12 protein-coding genes are annotated in these 20817 nt (G+C 71.7%); 7 read left to right on the plus strand and 5 right to left on the minus strand.

All coding sequences use genetic code 11. From position 1 onward, the window contains the following. Positions 1 to 125 precede the first annotated feature (125 nt). The 3 genes from ABS735_RS02780 to ABS735_RS02790 all read left to right on the plus strand — a co-directional run bounded on the left by ABS735_RS02780 (position 126) and on the right by ABS735_RS02790 (position 3039). On the plus strand, positions 126 to 1040 hold the full coding sequence (locus ABS735_RS02780) for a ComF family protein (RefSeq protein WP_373899776.1): 915 nt from the start codon (positions 126 to 128) through the stop codon (positions 1038 to 1040). A gap of 313 nt (positions 1041 to 1353) precedes the next feature. After that, positions 1354 to 2046, plus strand: coding sequence for a ribosome hibernation-promoting factor, HPF/YfiA family (hpf, locus tag ABS735_RS02785; RefSeq protein ID WP_373899778.1), 693 nt, complete (start codon positions 1354 to 1356; stop codon positions 2044 to 2046). A 228-nt stretch (positions 2047 to 2274) separates the two neighbouring features. Continuing rightward, the gene (locus ABS735_RS02790) at positions 2275 to 3039 is read left to right on the plus strand and encodes a response regulator (protein WP_373899780.1); all 765 of its coding nucleotides are present in this window, start codon (positions 2275 to 2277) and stop codon (positions 3037 to 3039) included. Positions 3040 to 3065: 26 nt separating this feature from the next. On the opposite strand, the gene ABS735_RS02795 is transcribed toward ABS735_RS02790, so the two are convergent. Beyond that, positions 3066 to 4241: a winged helix-turn-helix domain-containing protein gene (locus ABS735_RS02795; protein ID WP_373899782.1), complete on the minus strand. Its 1176-nt coding sequence runs from the start codon at positions 4239 to 4241 to the stop codon at positions 3066 to 3068. A gap of 232 nt (positions 4242 to 4473) precedes the next feature. Further along, entirely contained in the window at positions 4474 to 5040 is a 567-nt protein-coding gene (locus tag ABS735_RS02800) for a GNAT family N-acetyltransferase (RefSeq protein ID WP_373899785.1), read from the minus strand. Between the two features lie 282 nt (positions 5041 to 5322). Here ABS735_RS02800 and secA point away from each other — a divergent pair, with 282 nt between their 5' ends. Further along, positions 5323 to 8166: a preprotein translocase subunit SecA gene (gene secA / locus ABS735_RS02805; RefSeq protein WP_373899787.1), complete on the plus strand. Its 2844-nt coding sequence runs from the start codon at positions 5323 to 5325 to the stop codon at positions 8164 to 8166. A 119-nt stretch (positions 8167 to 8285) separates the two neighbouring features. On the opposite strand, the gene ABS735_RS02810 is transcribed toward secA, so the two are convergent. Then, positions 8286 to 8555 carry an Rv3235 family protein gene (locus ABS735_RS02810; protein ID WP_373899789.1) on the minus strand — a complete coding sequence of 90 codons (270 nt, stop codon included), beginning with the start codon at positions 8553 to 8555 and terminating at the stop codon, positions 8286 to 8288. A 1344-nt stretch (positions 8556 to 9899) separates the two neighbouring features. Between ABS735_RS02810 and ABS735_RS02815 the strand changes: the two genes are divergently transcribed. The 3 genes from ABS735_RS02815 to ABS735_RS02825 all read left to right on the plus strand — a co-directional run bounded on the left by ABS735_RS02815 (position 9900) and on the right by ABS735_RS02825 (position 16574). Next, a complete protein-coding gene (locus ABS735_RS02815; protein ID WP_373899791.1) occupies positions 9900 to 10403 on the plus strand; it encodes a DUF6912 family protein in 504 nt (167 codons plus the stop codon). A gap of 58 nt (positions 10404 to 10461) precedes the next feature. Beyond that, positions 10462 to 11133, plus strand: coding sequence for an HAD family hydrolase (locus ABS735_RS02820; RefSeq protein WP_373899793.1), 672 nt, complete (start codon positions 10462 to 10464; stop codon positions 11131 to 11133). Positions 11134 to 11603: 470 nt separating this feature from the next. Then, positions 11604 to 16574 (plus strand): NAD-glutamate dehydrogenase, encoded by a 4971-nt coding sequence (locus ABS735_RS02825; protein ID WP_373899795.1) that lies wholly within the window; start codon positions 11604 to 11606, stop codon positions 16572 to 16574. Between the two features lie 187 nt (positions 16575 to 16761). Here ABS735_RS02825 and ABS735_RS02830 read toward each other — a convergent pair whose 3' ends face one another. Beyond that, positions 16762 to 18480, minus strand: a complete 1719-nt coding sequence (locus ABS735_RS02830) for a glycosyltransferase family 2 protein (protein ID WP_373899797.1) — start codon at positions 18478 to 18480, stop codon at positions 16762 to 16764. Further along, the gene (locus ABS735_RS02835; RefSeq protein WP_373899798.1) at positions 18477 to 20723 is read right to left on the minus strand and encodes a CDP-glycerol glycerophosphotransferase family protein; all 2247 of its coding nucleotides are present in this window, start codon (positions 20721 to 20723) and stop codon (positions 18477 to 18479) included. The genes ABS735_RS02830 and ABS735_RS02835 overlap by 4 nt, the downstream gene beginning before the upstream one ends. Between the last annotated feature and the right edge of the window lie 94 nt (positions 20724 to 20817).

The raw sequence follows: 20817 nt of genomic DNA on the forward strand, positions 1-20817 counted from the left end.
CGCGCCGGTCCGTCCGGTGTGGGGCGTCCGGTCGTTTTGGAGCGCTGCGGAGTTTTCCACAGGGTGCGGGGCGGGGTTTTCCACAGGCCTGGCAGGGTTCCGCGGGCGTTGGCACAGTGGTGGCCATGCGGGGATCTCGGACGTTACGGGGATGGTGGACGGACCTCACGGACTTGGTGCTGCCGGCCGAGTGCGGAGGCTGCGGCAGGGCTCGCGCGGTGCTGTGCCCCCGGTGCCGTACGGCGCTGAGCGGAGCCCCGCCGTGCCGTGTGCGTCCGGAGCCGGAGCCGCCCGGCCTGCCCGCGGTGCACGCGGCCGCGCCGTATGCGGACGAGGTGCGGGCCGCCCTGCTGGCCCACAAGGAGCGGGGGGTGCTGGCCCTCACGGGACCGCTCGGCGCGGCGCTGGCGGGAGCGGTGCGGGCGGGTCTCCGGGAAGCGTGGACGGGAGCCCGTGACGCGGGCGCCGGTGACGCGGAGGCCGCACGGGTGCGGGGCCCGGTGCTGCTCGTGCCCGTGCCGTCGGCGCGCAGAGCCGTGCGGATCCGCGGACACGACCCGGCGCGACGGATCGCCCTCGCGGCCGCGGGGGAGCTGCGGCGCACCGGGACCTCCGCCCGGGTGCTGGCCGCACTGCGGCAGCGGTACGCCGTGGCCGACCAGTCGGGGCTCGACGCCCGGCAGCGGGTGGACAACCTCGCCGGCGCGCTGGCGGTGGCACCCGGCGGTGGCGGGCTGCTGCGCGGCGGTGGGGCGCTCGTCCTGGTCGACGACCTGATGACGACGGGGGCGTCGCTGGCCGAGGCGGCACGTGCGGTGCGCGCGGTGACGGCCACCGCCGTTGAGTCGCGGACGGGGCCCGGCACGTACGGGAGGCCGAGATCGGCTGTGTATCCGGCGGAGGCAGGGGAAGGCGGAGAGGAACGGAAGGCCGGGCCCCGAATGGCGGGCCGGTACGGAGGCGGTGGCGTGATCCGTGAGGCGATCTGCGCGGCAGTGGTCGCGGCCTCACCAGACTCTTTCGAAATAAACCGGAACTGACTGAGAACTTTCATCGTTGCAGGTAATGAGAGGCTCAATTCACCGGAACGGAGGTACGCCGCGGTAGAGGGTGACGACATCCGTCCGGGCGAGATATGTTCGATTGTGAGGCAAAGCCGCAGGCCACACCTCTCAAATCCGAATGCCGTGCTGCGGGTTTCACCGTCATCACCCGCACCGGTGGAGTGGAGATCCCGCCCGCGGGGGAGGAGGTGGACGTCACCGAGTCCGAGGTTTCGGGATAGACCGGAACCTGGTGCAAAAGGGAGATGCTCCGCCGTCGAAGCGGAGCGATCCGGGAACGGAGTTCTGCGTGGACATCGTCGTCAAGGGCCGCAAGACCGAGGTGCCCGAGCGGTTCCGGAAGCACGTGGCCGAGAAGCTGAAGCTGGAGAAGATCCAGAAGCTCGATGGCAAGGTGATCAGCCTCGACGTCGAGGTGTCCAAGGAGCCGAACCCCCGGCAGGCCGACCGCTGTGACCGAGTGGAGATCACGCTCCGCTCCCGCGGTCCGGTGATTCGGGCGGAGGCGGCGGCGAGCGACCCCTACGCGGCGCTCGACCTGGCGGCGGAGAAGCTCGGCGCACGGCTGCGCAAGCAGCACGACAAGCGCTTCTCGCGCCGCGGCGCGCGCCGGATCTCGGCGGCCGAGGTCGCCGACCACGTACCCGGCGCGGCGACACTCAACGGGACCGGCGACGTCGTCCCGACGGAGAAGCAGGACGGCGTACCCACCAAGAAGATCGGCTCGCTGGAGGTCCAGGGCGACGGCCCGCTCGTCGTCCGGGAGAAGACCCACGTGGCCGCACCGATGTCCCTCGACCAGGCGCTCTACGAGATGGAACTGGTCGGGCACGACTTCTACCTGTTCGTCGACTCCGAGACGAAGGAGCCCAGCGTCGTCTACCGGCGGCACGCCTACGACTACGGCGTGATCCACCTCACCACGGACACGATGGTCACCCAGGCGCACGCCCCGGACGCGGGCGACGCGCTCGGCGGCTGACACACACCGCCGGGTGACAGCGGGCCGGTGCCCCTGGAGCGCGTGTGCGCCCCCAGGGGCACCGGTGTGCGACGGTGCGCGAGGGTGTGCGACCCCATCGCCGCCCGTTCGGTCACCCTGCTGTCGGCCAGGCATGGAATCATGGCGGCAACGGCCCAACGGGTGGGTCGTTGCTCTGGGTTGGCGATGGCTCAGGACCACGTGCCACAGCCTTCAGGGGGAGGAACGATGGCGGACAGTTTCGGACCGATGCGGGGCGCGGGCGTCGACCACGGGATCGACGACGCGGCGGTCGGCATGGGCCCGGACGCGGACGCGGGCTCCACGCGCGAGGAGCCGATCAGGGTGCTGGTCGTGGACGACCACGCCCTCTTCCGCCGCGGCCTGGAGATCGTGCTCGCGGCCGAGGAGGACATCCAGGTCGTCGGAGAGGCCGGTGACGGCGCCGAGGCCGTGGAGAAGGCCGCCGACCTGCTGCCGGACATCGTCCTGATGGACGTGCGGATGCCCAAGCGGGGCGGTATCGAGGCATGCACCTCCATCAAGGAGGTGGCCCCCAGTGCCAAGATCATCATGCTGACGATCAGCGACGAGGAGGCCGACCTCTACGACGCGATCAAGGCGGGCGCGACCGGCTATCTCCTCAAGGAAATCTCGACGGACGAGGTGGCCACCGCCATTCGCGCCGTGGCCGACGGGCAGTCCCAGATCAGTCCGTCCATGGCGTCGAAACTGCTCACCGAGTTCAAGTCGATGATCCAGCGGACCGACGAACGCCGACTGGTGCCCGCACCGCGGCTCACGGATCGCGAGCTGGAGGTCCTCAAGCTCGTCGCCACGGGAATGAACAACCGGGACATCGCCAAGGAACTGTTCATTTCCGAGAACACCGTGAAGAACCACGTGCGCAACATCCTGGAGAAACTCCAGCTGCACTCCAGGATGGAGGCCGTGGTGTACGCGATGCGGGAGAAGATTCTCGAGATCCGTTGAGTCGTTGAGCCCGGTACCGGTACCGGTCAGTCGAGCAGCCGGGTCAGTTCACGAGTGAGGGGCTCGCGCAGGTCCGGCGCCTCGACCCGCTCCACGCGTACGTTCGTGCAGTCCACCCAGCCCGCCGCCTCGGCCAGGGCCTGGGCCACCGCCGGAACCGCCTTGGGGCCCTCCAGCGTGACCTGCTTGGCGACCAGGGTGCGTCCCTCGCGCGCCGGGTCCACGCGGCCGACGATCCGCCCGCCGGCCAGGACCGGCATCGCGAAGTAGCCGTGTACCCGCTTCTGCTTGGGCACGTAGGCCTCCAGGCGGTGGGTGAAACCGAAGATCCGCTCCGTGCGCGCCCGCTCCCAGACGAGGGAATCGAAGGGCGAGAGCAGTGTCGTGCGGTGACGGCCGCGTGGGACCGTCTCCAGAGCCGCGGGGTCCGCCCAGGCCGGCCGGCCCCAGCCCGCCACGGTGACCGGCTCCAGGCCCGAGTCGGCGATCACCGCGTCGACCTGCTCGGCCTTGAGACGGTGGTAGTCCGCGATGTCCGCGCGCGTGCCGACGCCCAGGGACCGACCGGCCAGGCGGACCAGGCGGCGCAGGCACTCGGTGTCGTCCAGGTCGTCGTGGAGCAGCGCGGCCGGGACCGCTCGCTCGGCCAGGTCGTACACCCGCTTCCAGCCGCGGCGCTCCACGCACACCACCTCGCCGTACATGAGCGCGCGCTCGACGGCGACCTTCGTGCCGGACCAGTCCCACCACTCGCTGGTCTTCTTCGCGCCGCCCAGGTCCGTCGCGGTGAGGGGGCCCTCGGTGCGGAGCTGCTTGATGACGCGGTCGTAGTCGCCTTCGGGGAGGTGGTGGTTCCAGTGCGGGCGGTTGCGGAACCCGCGGCGGCGGAAGGCGAAGTGGGGCCACTCCTCGATGGGGAGGATGCAGGCGGCGTGGGACCAGTACTCGAAGGCGTGGGTGTCGGTCCAGTAGGCGTCCTCGACGGTGCGGCGGCCGACCGCGCCGAGGCGGGCGTAGGGGATCAGCTCGTGGGAGCGGGCGAGGACCGAGATGGTGTCGAGCTGCACCGCGCCCAGGTGACGGAGGACGCCGCGGACGCCTGCGCGGCGGTCGGGGGCGCCGAGGAAGCCCTGTGCGCGGAGGGCGAGGCGGCGGGCCTCGTCTGCGGACAGTTCCGTGGCGGGGGGCGGCAGGGTCGTCATACGTCCGCACGATAGGGGGTGGGTCTGACAGTGGGGGGTGGGTGCGGTGGGGTCGAGTGCGGTGGGGTCGGCGCGCCGGCGTTCACAGGGCGCCCGGGGTGGGTGCGGGCGTGGGGCAGGGGGCGCGGGCCGGCGCTTGCCGGGTGCCGCTGCGCCCACCCGTGCCGCCCCAGCGGCACGACTGCCCGCAGCTACGCGGGGGCTGCGGCGCGACTGGCCGCAGCTACTGCTGTCACCGCGCCGGCAAGTACGGGGACGTGGACGGGAGGGAGAGGTCCGAGGGGAGGAGGGAGCCGATCCAGCAGTCGCGGCGTACGCCCTTGTTGTTGATCGCGGAGCGCAGCGTGCCCTCCATGGTGTAGCCCGCGCGTTGGGCCACCGCGCGGGAGGCCGTGTTGCCGACCTCGGCACGCCACTCCAGGCGGTCGACGGCCCGCTCGGTGAAGGCCCAGCGGGAGGCGGCGACGGCGGCCTCGGTGACGTAGCCCCGGCCCCGGTGCTCCTTGGTGCCCCAGAACCCGATCTCGCCGACGCCCAGGGAGATCATCGTGACGGAGAGCATGCCCACCAGGTCACCGGCGGGGAGGAAGAGGCCGAAGGTGAACATCGAGTCGTTCGCCCAGCCGTCGGGGACCATCCGCTCCGTGAAGCCCCGCGCGTGCTCCGGGAGGTAGGGCGAGGGGATCGTCGTCCAGCGCTGGATGTCGGGATCCTGCGCGGCGGCGTACACGGCCTCGGTGTCCCGGGGGCCGACCGTGCGCAGGACGAGGCGGTCGGTGGTGAGCGTGACGGGTTCCATCGGCCGATTCTGCGCGGCGCTCAGTGGAGGCGCCAATATTTTTGCCGTCCGTGAACGTCCGGTCACCTCCCGTGCCGATTCGTCGGAAGGGTGCGGCACCATCTGCGGGGCCCGGACGTTGAAAGGGGTGACAGCAGACAGGGATGCTGGATGTAAGGAGTGGACGGTCCCCGTTACGGCAGGCCTCCCGGTGCGGTGGGGTCCTCGCATACGATGGCCGTTGCTCAGTCCGTCACAGGAAACCGACCGTCCCAGGCCCGACCGGCAAGGAGACCAACCCCCGTGTCCGTCCTCTCGAAGCTCATGCGTGCAGGCGAAGGCAAGATCCTGCGCAAGCTGCACCGCATCGCGGACCAGGTCAACTCCATCGAAGAGGACTTCGCTGACCTCTCCGACGCCGAGCTGCGGGCCCTCACCGACGAGTACAAGCAGCGCTACGCCGACGGTGAGAGCCTGGACGACCTGCTGCCCGAAGCCTTCGCCACCGTCCGTGAGGCCGCCAAGCGCGTCCTGGGCCAGCGCCACTACGACGTGCAGATCATGGGTGGCGCCGCCCTGCACATGGGCTACGTGGCCGAGATGAAGACCGGTGAGGGCAAGACCCTCGTCGGCACGCTGCCCGCCTATCTCAACGCCCTGTCCGGCGAGGGCGTGCACATCGTCACGGTCAACGACTACCTGGCCGAGCGCGACTCGGAGCTGATGGGCCGCGTCCACAAGTTCCTGGGTCTGAACGTCGGCTGCATCCTCGCCAACCAGACGCCGGCCCAGCGCCGGGAGATGTACGGCTGCGACATCACGTACGGCACGAACAACGAGTTCGGCTTCGACTACCTCCGCGACAACATGGCGTGGTCCAAGGACGAACTCGTTCAGCGCGGCCACAACTTCGCCATCGTCGACGAGGTCGACTCCATCCTCGTCGACGAGGCCCGTACGCCGCTGATCATCTCTGGCCCGGCCGACCAGGCCACCAAGTGGTACGGCGACTTCGCCAAGCTGGTCACCCGCCTGAAGAAGGGCGAGGCCGGCAACACCCTCAAGGGCATCGAGGAGACCGGCGACTACGAGGTCGACGAGAAGAAGCGCACCGTCGCCATCCACGAGTCGGGCGTGTCCAAGGTCGAGGACTGGCTGGGCATCGACAACCTCTACGAGTCGGTGAACACCCCGCTGGTCGGTTACCTGAACAACGCCATCAAGGCCAAGGAACTGTTCAAGAAGGACAAGGACTACGTCGTCCTCGACGGCGAAGTCATGATCGTCGACGAGCACACCGGCCGTATCCTCGCCGGCCGCCGCTACAACGAGGGCATGCACCAGGCGATCGAGGCGAAGGAAGGGGTGGACATCAAGGACGAGAACCAGACGCTCGCCACGATCACCCTGCAGAACTTCTTCCGCCTCTACAAGCGCCACGACCACGACGGCAAGGAACAGCCCGGTCTGTCCGGCATGACCGGTACGGCGATGACCGAGGCCGCCGAGTTCCACCAGATCTACAAGCTCGGCGTGGTGCCCATCCCGACCAACCGGCCGATGGTGCGCAAGGACCAGTCGGACCTGATCTACCGCACCGAGGTCGCCAAGTTCGAGGCGGTCGTCGACGACATCGAGGAGAAGCACCGCAAGGGCCAGCCGATCCTCGTCGGCACCACCTCGGTCGAGAAGTCCGAGTACCTTTCGCAGCAGCTCAGCAAGCGCGGTGTCCAGCACGAGGTGCTGAACGCCAAGCAGCACGACCGGGAGGCGACGATCGTCGCCCAGGCGGGCCGCAAGGGCTCCGTGACGGTGGCCACGAACATGGCCGGCCGCGGTACGGACATCAAGCTCGGCGGCAACCCCGAGGACCTCGCCGAGGCGGAGCTGCGCCAGCGCGGCCTCGACCCCGAGGAGCACATCGAGGAGTGGGCCGCGGCCCTGCCCGCCGCCCTCGAGCGGGCCGAGCAGGCGGTCAAGGCCGAGTTCGAAGAGGTCAAGGAACTGGGCGGCCTCTACGTCCTGGGCACCGAGCGGCACGAGTCGCGCCGTATCGACAATCAGCTGCGCGGTCGTTCCGGCCGTCAGGGCGACCCCGGTGAGTCCCGTTTCTACCTCTCCCTGGGCGACGACCTGATGCGGCTGTTCAAGGCCCAGATGGTCGAGCGCGTGATGTCCATGGCGAACGTGCCGGACGACGTGCCGATCGAGAACAAGATGGTCACGCGCGCGATCGCGTCCGCCCAGTCGCAGGTCGAGACGCAGAACTTCGAGACCCGTAAGAACGTCCTGAAGTACGACGAGGTCCTCAACCGCCAGCGTGAGGTCATCTACGGCGAGCGGCGCCGCGTCCTGGAGGGCGAGGACCTGCAGGAGCAGATCCAGCACTTCATGAACGACACGATCGACGCCTACGTGCAGGCCGAGACTGCCGAGGGCTTCCCGGAGGACTGGGACCTGGACCGGCTGTGGGGCGCCTTCAAGCAGCTCTACCCGGTGAAGGTCACCGTCGAGGAGCTGGAGGAGGCGGCCGGCGACCGGGCCGGTCTGACCGCCGACTACATCGCGGAGTCCATCAAGGACGACGTCATGGAGCAGTACGAGGCGCGGGAGAAGCAGCTCGGCTCCGAGATCATGCGCGAGCTGGAGCGCCGGGTCGTCCTCTCGGTCCTGGACCGCAAGTGGCGCGAGCACCTCTACGAGATGGACTACCTCCAGGAGGGCATCGGCCTGCGCGCCATGGCGCAGAAGGACCCGCTGGTCGAGTACCAGCGCGAGGGCTTCGACATGTTCCAGGCCATGATGGAGGGCATCAAGGAGGAGTCCGTCGGCTACCTGTTCAACCTGGAGGTCCAGGTCGAGCAGCAGGTCGAGGAGGTCCCGGTCGAGGACGCGGCGCCGTCGCTCGACAAGGGCGCGCAGGACGCGGTCCCGGCCCAGGCCGGTGCCCGTCCGGAGATCCGGGCCAAGGGCCTCGACGCACCGCAGCGCCGGGACCTGCACTTCTCCGCGCCCACGGTGGACGGTGAGGGCGGTGTCGTCGAGGGCGAGTTCACCGACGGCGAGGCCGCGCAGGCCCAGTCCGGCGGGCTCACGCGCGCGGAGCGCCGCAAGCAGGCCAAGGGCGGACGCCGCCGCAAGAAGTGACGGCGCGGTGCCGGTGGGCGCCGCAGTGGTGGGAAGGGCCGGTCACCCGGGGGTGACCGGCCCTTCGGCCTGTCCTGGGGGGCCAGTTCCTACGGGGCCGTTCTGTCGGGGCGGGTCGGTCAGTCGTCGTCCGCGCGAGGCCTGCGGGGGCCGCCCAGTTCCACCGCCGTGCAGCGCCAGCGCAGGTCTCTGCCCCGCTCCAGGCGGAAGGCCATGGCGCGCAGCCGGTCGCCCGCGCCGATGCGGGCGAAGACCTCGAGGGCGCCCGGACGGGGCTCGAAGTAGCCGATGTCGCGAACGACGGGCAGGGCGCCGCGAGTGCGCAGCGGTCCGCGTTCGGCGAGGTGGGCAAGGTCGTCGTAGGCGCGGCCGACGGTGTGGCGGAGCATCGAGTGGACAGGGCGTCGGCCGCTGAGGACGCCGAGGAGAAGCTCGGCGAAGTGGTCGGTGGGGCGGAGCTGCGGGACGGGACGGCGCGGGGTCTGCGCGGGGACGAGAGGCGCTGCGGCGGGCTGTGCGGCCCGGTGGCCCGCTGGTACGGGCGACCCCGCCGCGCGGGCCTTGGCGGGGTACGCGGTGCGCGCGGGGGCGTCGGCCGTGGCGGACCCGGACCCGGACCCGGACCCGAGCCGCGTGGTCGGGCCCGGCCCGGGGCCCGTGGCGAGGGCGTCCGGCGCGGTGAGGGGACCCAGACCGGTGCCCCGGCCCGGGCCGGCCGTGGGCGGACGGGTGTCGGCCGGCCGCGTACGGGGCCGCTGGGACCGTCCCGGAGACCCCGGCGGACGCCCACCCGGAGCCGCGGCACGCGCCCCGCGCGCCCCCGGCCTGCGCGGCGGCACACCGCCGGGCGCGTGGGGCGGGGCGCCGCCGGGAGCGTAAGGCGGCGTACCGGACGCGGCGGAGGGGGAGGCGGCGGTGCCCAAGGGAGCGAGACCGGGCGGGGACTCATGACCCCCGCCGGTTCCTCGGAGCCCGCCGGGGAGGCGTGACGGAACGTCACCGGGCGCGCGGGGCGCGGTGTCGCCGGCCGCATGGGGCAGGACGCAGTCGCGCGGGTAGGGCGGCGCGGTCCCGGGTCCGTTGGACGGCGCGGTCCCGGGTCCGTCGGGGTGGGCGATGCCGGGTGCGTCGGGTGTGGCGCTTGCGAGGGTGTGGGGCGGTGGTGGGGCGAAGGGGGCGGTGGTGTCGCCGGACGTACGGGGCAGGACGCAGTCGCGCGGGTAGGGCGGCGCAGCACCGGGTCCGTCGGACGGCGCGGTCCCGGGTCCGTCGGGGTGGGCGATGCCGGGTGCGTCGGGTGTGGCGCTTGCGAGGGTGTGGGGCGGTGGGGTGAAGGGGGCGGTTGGTGTGTGGTGGGGCGGGGCAGTGGGGCGGAGCTGCGTCCTGGTCATGACCTTGCGCATGGGGTCCCCGTTCGGCGGCCCGGGCGATACCGGGCGGTAACTTTCGTGGTCGGGGATCTTGTACGGGCTGGAGGGGCGGCACGGCAAGGAGGCGGGCGACCGCGCCGAGGGGGGAGGGAGGTTCACCTATCCGAGTGATCGAGGCGGTCGGATGGGCCGGGGCGCCAAGGCGGACCGGGTGAATTCCGGGCTCGGAGTGGACGCGTCCGACGCCCTGGGTGGGAACTCGAAAGGGGACACCCGCACGTATCCTGGTGGCTCCTGAAGGCCTTTCCGCCGGGCCGACGAGCGCTCCGGCGGCGCGTCCCCGACCACGAAAGCGGCAGACTCATGCGCGTCTACGTCCCCCTGACCCTGTCCGGCCTCGCCGAGGCGCACCGGGCGGGGGAGCTGGGGACCGGACCGCTCGTCGCCTACGCCGTCACGCCGGCGCTGCGCGAGTGGTACCTGTCGGACGACATCGAGGAGCTGGAGTACGCCGCCCTGAACCGGGCCGCGCTGGCCTCGCTGCGACTGCTGGCGGCCGACACCGCCGCGGCGCGGCGCCGGGTCGTGGTCGCCGCCGACGTACCCGACGGCGCCGCCGCGGCCGACCCGGACCGGGGACTCGACCCGGCGGCGCTGGGCGAGGTCCGGGTCGTCGGGCCGCTGCCGCTGGCCGAGGCGGCCGCGGTGCACGTCGACTCCGCCGACGCGGAGGCGGACGTGAGCACCGCTGCCGAGGCCCTCGCGGCGGCGGACGGCGGGGACGACGACGCCCAGTTCGTCGTGGACGGCGCGGAGGACCACGAGCTGCTCTGGTACGCGACGCAGGAGATCCCGAACCTGCTCTGACCAGGGCACTCACACCGCGGCGCCCCGATTGTCAGTGGCGGCGGGTACGTTTTCGGGCATGGGGATGCAGACGGGCGCACACATCGTGTGGGACTGGAACGGCACGCTGTTCCACGACAACGACGCGATCATCGGAGCGACGAACGCGGCGTTCGCCGAGCTGGGGCTGGCGCCGATCACACTGGAGCAGTACCGGGCGCTGTACTGCGTGCCGGTGCCGAAGTTCTACGAGCGGCTGATGGGAAGGCTGCCCACCGACGCCGAGTGGGAGGTCATGGACGCGACCTTCCAGCGCCACTACGGCGCGCACCGGGACCGGTGCCGGCTCGCCGACGGCGTCACGGAGCTGCTCGCGGGGTGGCGGTCGGCGGGGCGCAGCCAGTCGATCCTCAGCATGTACGGCCATGACGAGCTGGTGCCGCTGGTCAAGGGATTCGGGATCGAGACGCACTTCATACGCGTCGACGGGCGGACCGGGCCGTCCGGGGGCAGCAAGGCCGAGCACATGGTGCGGCATCTCGCGCAGCTGGCGCTGTCCGGGGTGGAGTTTGCTCGCACGGTGGTGATCGGGGACGCCGCGGACGACGCGGTGGCGGCGCGTCACGTGGGGGCGGGAGCGGTGCTGTACACCGGCGGGTCGCACAGCCGGGCCAGCCTCGAGGGGATCGGGGTGCCGGTGGTGGACACGCTGGGGGAAGCCGTGGTGGTGGCGGAGCAGCTGGCGGGGTGACGGTGCCGTCCGGTGTCGCGGGTCGTGCCGTTACCCGGTCGTAGCTGTGCGGAACGTCCAAGTTGCCGGCCCGGTTTTGTACACATGCGGCTCATGACGGGGAGCCCGTGCGGGGCGATAGCCTTGTGGCGTGATCAGCGCGATAGCTCGCGGGGGCACTGGTGCCCCTGCCCTGCGCCCGGCACACACGGACGACATCCGTGTCCGGGCGGCGGTCGCTGATCCTCGCGGGCGGGACAGGGCGGCCAGGGCCCCCGGTAGGCCGCCGCACACTCCCCGGACGGTGACGGCGAGAGCGAAGTCACACCCGGCGAGAGCGGCGACATTGGCTGATATGCCCCCGCTCCTCTCGTCTTGCGGCATAGCGTCGAAGCGGACCGGACACCCCGTGTCCCGACGTCATGCCGGAAGGCAGGAGACCGTACTTCCTTCTACGTCACGCAACGGCGCGCGACAGGAGTCAGAGGACAATGCAGACCAAGCTGGACGAAGCCAAGGCCGAGCTGCTCGAAAGGGCTGCGCGGGTAGCTGAGAACAGCCCGGTCGGGGGGCACCTACCGACCGGGACGACGGGCGAGGGCACTCCGGGCACCCCGGACGGCCCGGCCGGCCCGGACGGCGCCCCGGACTACGCGTCCGTGTTCGCGTTCCTCCAGCGCTACTACCGGCACACCGCCCCGGAGGACCTGGCCGACCGCGACCCGGTCGACGTCTTCGGAGCCGCCGTCTCGCACTACCGGCTGGCCGAGAACCGGCCGCAGGGCACGGCCAACGTCCGCGTGCACACCCCGACGGTCGAGGAGAACGGCTGGACGTGCAGCCACTCCGTCGTCGAGGTGGTCACCGACGACATGCCCTTCCTCGTCGACTCCGTGACCAACGAGCTGACCCGCCAGGGCCGCGGCATCCACGTCGTCGTCCACCCGCAGATCGTGGTGCGGCGCGACATCGCCGGCAAGCTCGTCGAGGTGCTCGCCGGTCCGCCCACCGGCGACCTGCCGCACGACGCGCACACCGAGTCCTGGATCCACGTCGAGATCGACCGCGAGACCGACCGCGGCGACCTCAAGCAGATCACCGCCGACCTGCTGCGCGTCCTGAACGACGTCCGTGAGACCGTCGAGGACTGGGGCAAGATGCGGGACGCGGCCGTCCGTATCGCCGACCAGCTGTCGACCGAGACCACGCCCGAGGACCTCCCCGCGCGGGAGCTGGAGGAGGCCCGCGAGCTGCTGCGCTGGCTGGCCGACGACCACTTCACCTTCCTCGGCTACCGCGAGTACGAGCTGCGCGAGGACGACTCCCTCGGCGCCGTCGCCGGCACCGGCCTCGGCATCCTGCGCTCCGACCCGCACCACGCGACCGACGAGAGCCACCCCGTCAGCCCCTCCTTCGAGCGGCTGCCCGCCGACGCCCGGGCCAAGGCCCGCGAGCACCGGCTGCTGGTGCTGACCAAGGCGAACAGCCGGGCCACCGTGCACCGGCCGTCGTACCTCGACTACATCGGCGTCAAGAAGTTCGACGGGAACGGCAACGTCGTCGGTGAGCGGCGCTTCCTCGGCCTGTTCTCCTCCGCCGCCTACACCGAGTCCGTCCGCCGGGTGCCGGTCGTGCGGCGCAAGGTGGAGGAGGTGCTGGAGCGCGCCGGGTTCTCGCCCAACAGCCACGACGGGCGCGACCTGCTGCAGATCCTGGAGACGTACCCGCGCGACGAGATGTTCCAGACCTCCGTCGAGGAGCTGGAGCCGATCGTCACCTCGGTGCTCTACCTCCAGGAGCGGCGCCGCCTGCGCCTCTACCTGCGCCAGGACGAGTACGGCCGCTACTACTCGGCCCTCGTCTACCTCCCCCGCGACCGCTACACCACCGGTGTCCGGCTGCGGATCATCGACATCCTCAAGGAGGAGCTCGGCGGTACCAGCGTCGACTTCACGGCCTGGAACACCGAGTCCATCCTGTCCCGGCTGCACTTCGTGGTCCGGGTCCCGCAGGGCACCGAGCTGCCGCACCTGTCCGACGCCGACAAGGAGCGCGTCGAGGCCCGGCTCGTCGAGGCCGCCCGCTCCTGGGCCGACGGATTCGGCGAGGCGCTGACCGCGGAGTTCGGCGAGGAGCGCGCCGCGGAGCTGCTGCGCCACTACGGGTCCGCCTTCCCCGAGGGCTACAAGGCCGACCACGGCCCGCGCTCCGCGGTGGCCGACCTCGGTCACCTGGAGCGGCTCGACGAGGAGCAGACCTTCGCGCTGAGCCTGTACGAGCCGGTCGGCGCCGCGCCCGAGGAACGGCGCTTCAAGATCTACCAGAAGGGCGGCTCGGTCTCCCTGTCCGCCGTGCTGCCGGTGCTCAGCCGGCTCGGCGTCGAGGTCACCGACGAGCGGCCCTACGAGCTGCGCTGCGCGGACCGCACCACGGCCTGGATCTACGACTTCGGCCTGCGCATGCCCAAGGCGCCGGCCGGCGGCGCCGACTACCTCGGCGACGACGCACGCGAGCGCGTCCAGGACGCCTTCGCCGCCACCTGGACCGGCAAGGCGGAGAACGACGGCTTCAACGCCCTCGTGCTCAGCGCCGGGCTGACCTGGCGGCAGGCGATGGTGCTGCGCGCGTACGCCAAGTACCTGCGGCAGGCCGGTTCGACGTTCAGCCAGGACTACATGGAGGACACCCTCCGCAACAACGTCCACACCACGCGGCTGCTCGTCTCCCTGTTCGAGGCGCGGATGGCGCCGGAGCGGCAGCGTGCCGGGCGCGAGATCGTCGACGCCCTGCTCGAAGAGGTCGACGCCGCCCTCGACCAGGTCGCGAGCCTCGACGAGGACCGGATCCTGCGGTCCTTCCTCACCGTCATCAAGGCGACGCTGCGGACCAACTTCTTCCAGGAGGCGAGCGGCGGAGTGCCGCACGACTACGTCTCCATGAAGTTCGACCCGCAGGCCATCCCCGACCTGCCCGCGCCGCGCCCGGCGTTCGAGATCTGGGTGTACTCGCCGCGCGTCGAGGGCGTGCACCTGCGCTTCGGCAAGGTCGCGCGCGGTGGTCTGCGCTGGTCGGACCGGCGCGAGGACTTCCGCACCGAGATCCTCGGCCTGGTCAAGGCGCAGATGGTGAAGAACACCGTCATCGTGCCGGTCGGCGCCAAGGGCGGCTTCGTCGCCAAGCAGCTGCCCGACCCGGCCGTCGACCGCGACGCGTGGATGGCGGAGGGCATCGCCAGCTACAAGACGTTCATCTCGGCCCTGCTCGACATCACCGACAACATGGTGGCCGGCGAGGTCGTGCACCCCGAGGACGTCGTCCGGCACGACGAGGACGACACCTACCTCGTCGTCGCCGCCGACAAGGGCACCGCCAAGTTCTCCGACATCGCCAACGAGGTCGCCGAGTCCTACAACTTCTGGCTCGGTGACGCCTTCGCCTCCGGCGGCAGCGCGGGCTACGACCACAAGGGCATGGGCATCACCGCCCGCGGCGCCTGGGAGTCCGTCAAGCGGCACTTCCGGGAGCTGGGCGTGGACACCCAGACCCAGGACTTCACCGTCGTCGGCATCGGCGACATGTCCGGCGACGTCTTCGGCAACGGCATGCTGCTCAGCGAGCACATCCGCCTGGTCGCCGCCTTCGACCACCGGCACATCTTCATCGACCCGACCCCGGACGCGGCCACCTCGTACGCCGAGCGCCGCCGGCTCTTCGAGCTGCCGCGCTCGTCCTGGGAGGACTACAACACCGGGCTGCTCTCGGCGGGCGGCGGCGTCTTCCCGCGCTCGGCCAAGTCCATCCCGGTCAACGCGCACATCCGCGAGGCCCTCGGCATCGAGTCGGGCATCACCAAGATGACCCCGGCCGAGCTGATGAAGGCGATCCTCAGCTCCCCGGTGGACCTGCTGTGGAACGGCGGCATCGGTACGTACGTCAAGGCGTCCACCGAGTCCAACGCCGACGTCGGCGACAAGGGCAACGACGCCATCCGCGTCGACGGCAGGGACCTGCGGGTCCAGGTCGTCGGCGAGGGCGGCAACCTGGGCCTGACCCAGCTGGGCCGGATCGAGTTCGCGCTGCAGGGCGGCCGGATCAACACCGACGCCATCGACAACAGCGCGGGCGTGGACACCTCCGACCACGAGGTGAACATCAAGATCCTGCTCAACGGTCTCGTCAAGGACGGCGACATGACCGTCAAGCAGCGCAACAAGCTGCTCGCCCAGATGACCGACGAGGTCGGCGCGCTGGTCCTGCGCAACAACTACGCGCAGAACACCGCGATCGCCAACGCGCTCGCGCAGTCCAAGGACATGCTCCACGCCCAGCAGCGCTTCATGCGGCACCTGGTCAGGGAGGGCCACCTCAACCGGACCCTGGAGTTCCTGCCCACGGACCGCCAGATCCGCGAGCGGCTGGGCAGCGGACACGGCCTGACCGGTCCGGAGACGGCCGTGCTGCTGGCGTACACGAAGATCACGGTCGCCGAGGAGCTGCTGCACACCTCGCTGCCGGACGACCCGTACCTCAAGGGCCTGCTGCACGCCTACTTCCCGACGGCGCTGCGCGAGCAGTTCCTGGAGCAGATCGACAGCCACCCGCTGCGTCGCGAGATCACGACGACCGTCCTGGTCAACGACACGGTCAACACGGGCGGTACGACGTATCTGCACCGGATGCGCGAGGAGACCGGCGCGTCGCTCGAGGAGATCGTGCGGGCGCAGACCGTGGCCCGGGCGATCTTCAGCTCCTCCCCGGTGTGGGACGCGGTGGAGGCCCTGGACACCAAGGCCGACGCCGCCGTCCAGACCCGGATCCGGCTGCACTCGCGCCGCCTGGTCGAGCGCGGCACGCGCTGGCTGCTCAACAACCGGCCGCAGCCGCTGGAGCTGGCCAAGACGGTGGACTTCTTCGCCGAGCGGGTCGAGCAGGTCTGGTCGCAGCTGCCGAAGCTGCTGCGCGGCGCGGACGCGGAGTGGTACCAGCACATCTACGACGAGCTGACCGCCGCCGGTGTCCCGGACGAGCCGGCCACGCGGGTGGCCGGGTTCTCCTCGGCCTTCGCGACGCTGGACATCGTGTCGGTGGCCGACCGCATGGGCAAGGAGCCGCTGGACGTCGCCGAGGTGTACTACGACCTCGCCGACCGGCTCGGCGTCACCCAGCTGATGGACCGGATCAGTGATCTGCCGAGGAACGACCGCTGGCAGTCCATGGCCCGCGCGGCGATCCGCGAGGACCTGTACGCGGCGCACGCGTCGCTGACCGCGGACGTCCTGGCGGTGGGCAACGGCACGTCGACGCCGGAGCAGCGGTTCAAGGCCTGGGAGGAGAAGAACGCGGCGATCCTCGGGCGGGCGCGGACGACGCTGGAGGAGATCCGGTCGTCGGACGAGTTCGATCTGTCCAACCTTTCGGTGGCTATGCGGACGATGCGGACGTTGCTGCGTACGCATTCGTAGGCGGTGCGGCGTTTACGCCGTTGCCGTTGCCGTGGGAGGCGCCCCGGGCCGGTTGGTCCGGGGCGCCTTTTTGTGTCGTGTCCGGCGTGGGGCGGGCGCGGGGTGGGGACGCAGCCCGGCGTTGCGGGGTGCCGCTGCGCCCACCCGTGCCGCCCCAGCGGCACGACTGCCCGCAGCTGGGGCCGGGTCAGTGGAGGATGTTGGACACCAAGCGGGCTGCTCTTCGGGTTTTCGGGGTGGACAGGCGGCGGGCTGTCGGGCGGAGGAGTGTGGCTGTCGGGCCCGTCGGCTGCCAGGTGATCTGGAGGCGGCCCGGGTTGTGGCCCTCCGGGCGGAGGGTGACCCGGTGGGGGGTGAGGCCGGTGCGGTAGGGGACGCGGGCCGTGAGGGGCGGGAAGGCCAGCGGCGCCAGGAGGATGCCCGTGTGGGTGCGGCCGCGGTGGTGGAGGCGGAGCACGGGATGGCGGGTGCCCTCGAAGCCGTGGAGGGGCAGACGGGCCGCCGCCAGGTCCAGGCGGACGCGGCCCTCGAAGAGGCCGGGGCGGACGGGCGAGAGGCGGAAGGCGACCGTGAGGCGCCGGCGGCCGGGGGAGAGGTGGAGCACGGCGCGCTGGGGGCCGACGGGGAGGCGCAGCGCGGGGTCGTAGGTGTGGACGGTGAGGTCGACCGAGGCACCGGGGCCGCGTGTGATCTCCGTGATCTCGTGCCGGAGCAGGGCGGTGAAGAACGGGCGGGTGTCCAGTTCCAGGTCCGTCAGGTCCAGCTCGCGACGGGCCTCGGGGGAGACGGGGACGCCCTCGCCCCAGTACACCCGTCCGCTGTCCTCGTCCGGCGTCACCCGGCGCGGTGCCACCTCGTGGCCGAGTCCCCGGGCGGCCGTCCGCAGGTCGGACAGGCGGCGGTCGCGCAGCAGCCGCAGGACGACCCGTTCGGCGCGGGGCAGCCGGGCGTAGGCGCCCTCGGCGAGCGTGTCGAGGTAGGGGTTCATCAGGTCCGCGAAGGACGTCAGCCACGCGTCGTCCCGGTAGGGGAGGTCACCGGCGTACATCCGGAAGTCGTGCTTGAGGAACTTGAAGTCCTTGTCCTCGCGCAGCGCCTCGTGCCCGCTCTCGGCCAGGAACGCGTCGATGAGGCGCTGGACGTGGACGCGGTCGCGGACGTTGGTGAGCTTGTGCCGCTGGTTGGAGATGGAGGCGGTGTCGGAGGCCGCGTACGGGGCTATGTACCAGCGGTAGACCGGCTCCGGGACGACGGTGAACGTCTTGGCCAGGCAGTACGCCTGTGCCGAGAAGAGCTGGTCCTCGTAGTGGATGCCCTCGGGGAAGCGCAGGCCGTGGCGGTCGAGGAAGGCGCGGGCGTACATCTTGCTGGTCGACAGGTGCTCGAAGAACAGCCGCGGGTCGGCCTCGATGCCGTCGAGTGTGCGGCGCTCGGCGACCAGGTGCGGCATCCAGGTCGTGCGGCGTCCGCCGTCCACGCGGATGCGGTGCACGGCGCCCATCGCGAAGTCCAGGTCGCGTTCGCGGTGGGCGGCGAGCAGGACCTCGACGGCGCGCTCGGGGAGTTCGTCGTCGCTGTCCAGGAACATCAGGTACGGCGCCCGCGCGATCTCCAGGGCGCGGTTGCGCGGGGCGCTGCACCCGCCGCTGTTCTCGGGCAGCCGGAGGTACACGACGCGCGGGTCGTGGGCGGCCAGTTCGCGGGCCACCTCCTCGGTGGCGTCCGTCGAGTGGTCGTCGCTGATGACGACCTCGATGTTCGCGTGGGTCTGGCGCAGCACGGACGCGACCGCGCGGGGCAGGCGTTCGGCGTCGTTGTAGACGATGACCGTGACGGTGACGTCCGGGGTGTTCAGCGGGAGGGGCGTGGGCGTGCCCGGAGCCGGGCTCGTGGTGGCTGTCCTCATGACGCGCAGGCCTCCTCGGGGCTCGGGGCCGGGGTGCGGTCCTCGACCGGCAGGACCGGGGGCAGCGTCCGCTCGTCCTCGCCGAGGAAGACCCGGCGTACGACGCGTTCGGCGGCGCGGCCGTCGTCGTACTCGCAGAAGCGGCGCCGGAAGGCGGTGCGTGCCTTGGTCGCGCGTTCGTCGTGCCAGGCGTCGGTGGTGAGGATCTCCGTCAGTTCCGCCTGGGTGCGGGCGACCGGGCCGGGCGCCTCGGCCATCAGGTCGAAGTAGACGCCGCGGGTGGTGCGGTAGGTCTCCCAGTCGTCGGCGTGGATGACGACCGGGCGGTCGAGGTTGGCGTAGTCGAACATGATCGACGAGTAGTCGGTGACCAGCGCGTCGGCGGCCAGGCACAGCTCCTCGACGGGTTCGTAGGAGGAGACGTCGACGAGGCGGCCGGTGCGGCGCAGTCCCGCCAGCGGGGCCGCAGGGGAGGCGGCGCTCTCGTAGAAGTAGTGGGCGCGCACGAGCAGGACCGTTTCCTCGCCGAGTCGGTCGGCGAGGGCGGCGAGGTCCAGGCGCGGGGTCCAGCCGGCCTCGTAGTCGCGGTGGGTGGGCGCGTAGAGGATCGCGCGGCGGCCCGGCGCGATGCCGAGGCGCTCGCGGGCCGCGCGGACCTCGGCGGCGCCGGCGGTGTAGAAGACGTCGTTGCGCGGATAGCCGTGGTCGAGACAGACGTGGTGGGACGGGTAGGCCCGCTGCCACATGCGGGTGGAGTGGCTGTTGGCGGAGACGCTGTAGTCCCATTTGTCGACGCGCTCCAGCAGGGCCTGGAAGTCCAGGCCGTGGGCGGCGGCGGGGTAGGGCAGCTGGTCCACGCCCATGCGTTTGAGCGGGGTGCCGTGGTGGGTCTGGAGGTGGACGGTGCCGGGGCGTTTGACCACCGCGTCCGGGAAGTTGACGTTGTTGACCAGGTACTTGGCGCGGGCCAGCACCTCCCAGTAGCGGCGGGTGCCGGGCACGACGTGGTCGGTGCCGGGCGGCAGCAGGGCCGCGCCCTGCGTCGTGACCACCCACACCGGGTGGACGCCCGGGGCGAGTTCGGCGAGCTTGGCGGCGATCGCGGCCGGGTTGCAGGCCACCCCGCGGTTCCAGTACGCCGAGAAGACCGCGAGGTGCGGATCGACCGGGCGGGCCAGGGCGCTCCGGTACTGCAGGGCGCGCAGCCGTGTGCCCGCGCGGCGCCTGCCGGTGCGCACGGCGGAGCGCACCTCGCGGCGGGCGTGGTTGGCGGTCTGGAGTGCGCGGTACTTGCCGTAGGCGCCCTCCTCCAGCAGCGACCGGCGTACGCCTTCGAGGCCGGCGGGCTGCCGGTGGCCGCCGGGGCGGTGGCGCCGGGCGGTCACGGACGCCCGGTGGAAGAACTCCCGTGCCACGTCGGGCATCCCGGCGCGGGCGAAGGTGCGCAGGCAGTCGCGGACCATCAGGTCGTACAGGACGCCGTGGACGGCAGGCCGGTCGGTGGTGAGGCCGAGGAGCGCCTCGTAGCGGTCGACCAGCGCGTACCGCTGGGCCGGTGTGGGCGGCGGGAGGCTCTCGGGGCGCAGCCGGCGGTCCTCGTACGCCGGGTGCGGCAGGCAGGCGACGCGGTCGGCGAGCAGCAGGGCGGCGTACGCGGCGAACGGCTCGTCCTCGGTGGTCAGGAGCCGTTCTTGGGCCCGCCAGAAGCCGGCGCGTACGACGCGGTTGCCGAGCAGCGGGGCCAGGCGGAGCAGGCCCGCGCGGCCGTCGAGGGCGAGGCCCTCCTCGGCGCGGCCCGCGCGGGCGAGGCGGGGACCGTCGGGGGAGGGCAGGCCCGAGACCCGCCAGGAACTGCGGACGTGGTCGACGAGCAGGACGTCCACGGTGGCGGGGAGGCCGCTCACGTGCTCGGCGACGGCGGGCGGGGCGCCGACCGGCAGCCCGTCCTTGGCGTGCACGAAGTGCAGCCACCGGCCCCGGGCCCGGGCCGCCCCGGCCGAGCGGGCCGCCGCGTCCCCCGCCCCGTCCGGCAGCGGCAGCACGGTGAAGGCGGGGGCGTGCCGCTCGGCCGTCTCCCGCGCCCAGTCCCCGACGGCGGCGACGATCACCTCGACGCCGGTGAGGGGGTGGGCGTCCAGGGAGTCGAGGAGGGCCGGCAGGTGGTCCTCGACGTTGGGGCCGTGGACGATGACGCTGAGGTCGGGGGCCGTCTCGGGGAACGGATCGGGGACCGTCTCGGACATCGTGGGGACTCCTTCGCCTCGGCCTTCGCTTCGTCGCTCCCGGAGCACTCCTGTGGGTCGGTTTCTATTCGGTCATAGTGACATCAATCGGGCA

It is taken from the genome of Streptomyces sp. MMCC 100 (assembly GCF_041538145.2).
Taxonomy (GTDB): domain Bacteria; phylum Actinomycetota; class Actinomycetes; order Streptomycetales; family Streptomycetaceae; genus Streptomyces.

Bases quoted from the DNA above. Each gene is read 5' to 3' on its own strand.
- ABS735_RS02780 (WP_373899776.1), top strand. From the start codon at position 126: ATGCGGGGATCTCGGACGTTACGGGGATGGTGGACGGACCTCACGGAC.
- ABS735_RS02790 (WP_373899780.1), top strand. From the start codon at position 2,275: ATGGCGGACAGTTTCGGACCGATGCGGGGCGCGGGCGTCGACCACGGG.
- ABS735_RS02795 (WP_373899782.1), bottom strand. From the start codon at position 4,241: ATGACGACCCTGCCGCCCCCCGCCACGGAACTGTCCGCAGACGAGGCC.
- ABS735_RS02800 (WP_373899785.1), bottom strand. From the start codon at position 5,040: ATGGAACCCGTCACGCTCACCACCGACCGCCTCGTCCTGCGCACGGTC.
- ABS735_RS02810 (WP_373899789.1), bottom strand. From the start codon at position 8,555: ATGCTCCGCCACACCGTCGGCCGCGCCTACGACGACCTTGCCCACCTC.
- ABS735_RS02815 (WP_373899791.1), top strand. From the start codon at position 9,900: ATGCGCGTCTACGTCCCCCTGACCCTGTCCGGCCTCGCCGAGGCGCAC.
- ABS735_RS02820 (WP_373899793.1), top strand. From the start codon at position 10,462: ATGGGGATGCAGACGGGCGCACACATCGTGTGGGACTGGAACGGCACG.
- ABS735_RS02825 (WP_373899795.1), top strand. From the start codon at position 11,604: ATGCAGACCAAGCTGGACGAAGCCAAGGCCGAGCTGCTCGAAAGGGCT.
- ABS735_RS02830 (WP_373899797.1), bottom strand. From the start codon at position 18,480: ATGAGGACAGCCACCACGAGCCCGGCTCCGGGCACGCCCACGCCCCTC.
- ABS735_RS02835 (WP_373899798.1), bottom strand. From the start codon at position 20,723: ATGTCCGAGACGGTCCCCGATCCGTTCCCCGAGACGGCCCCCGACCTC.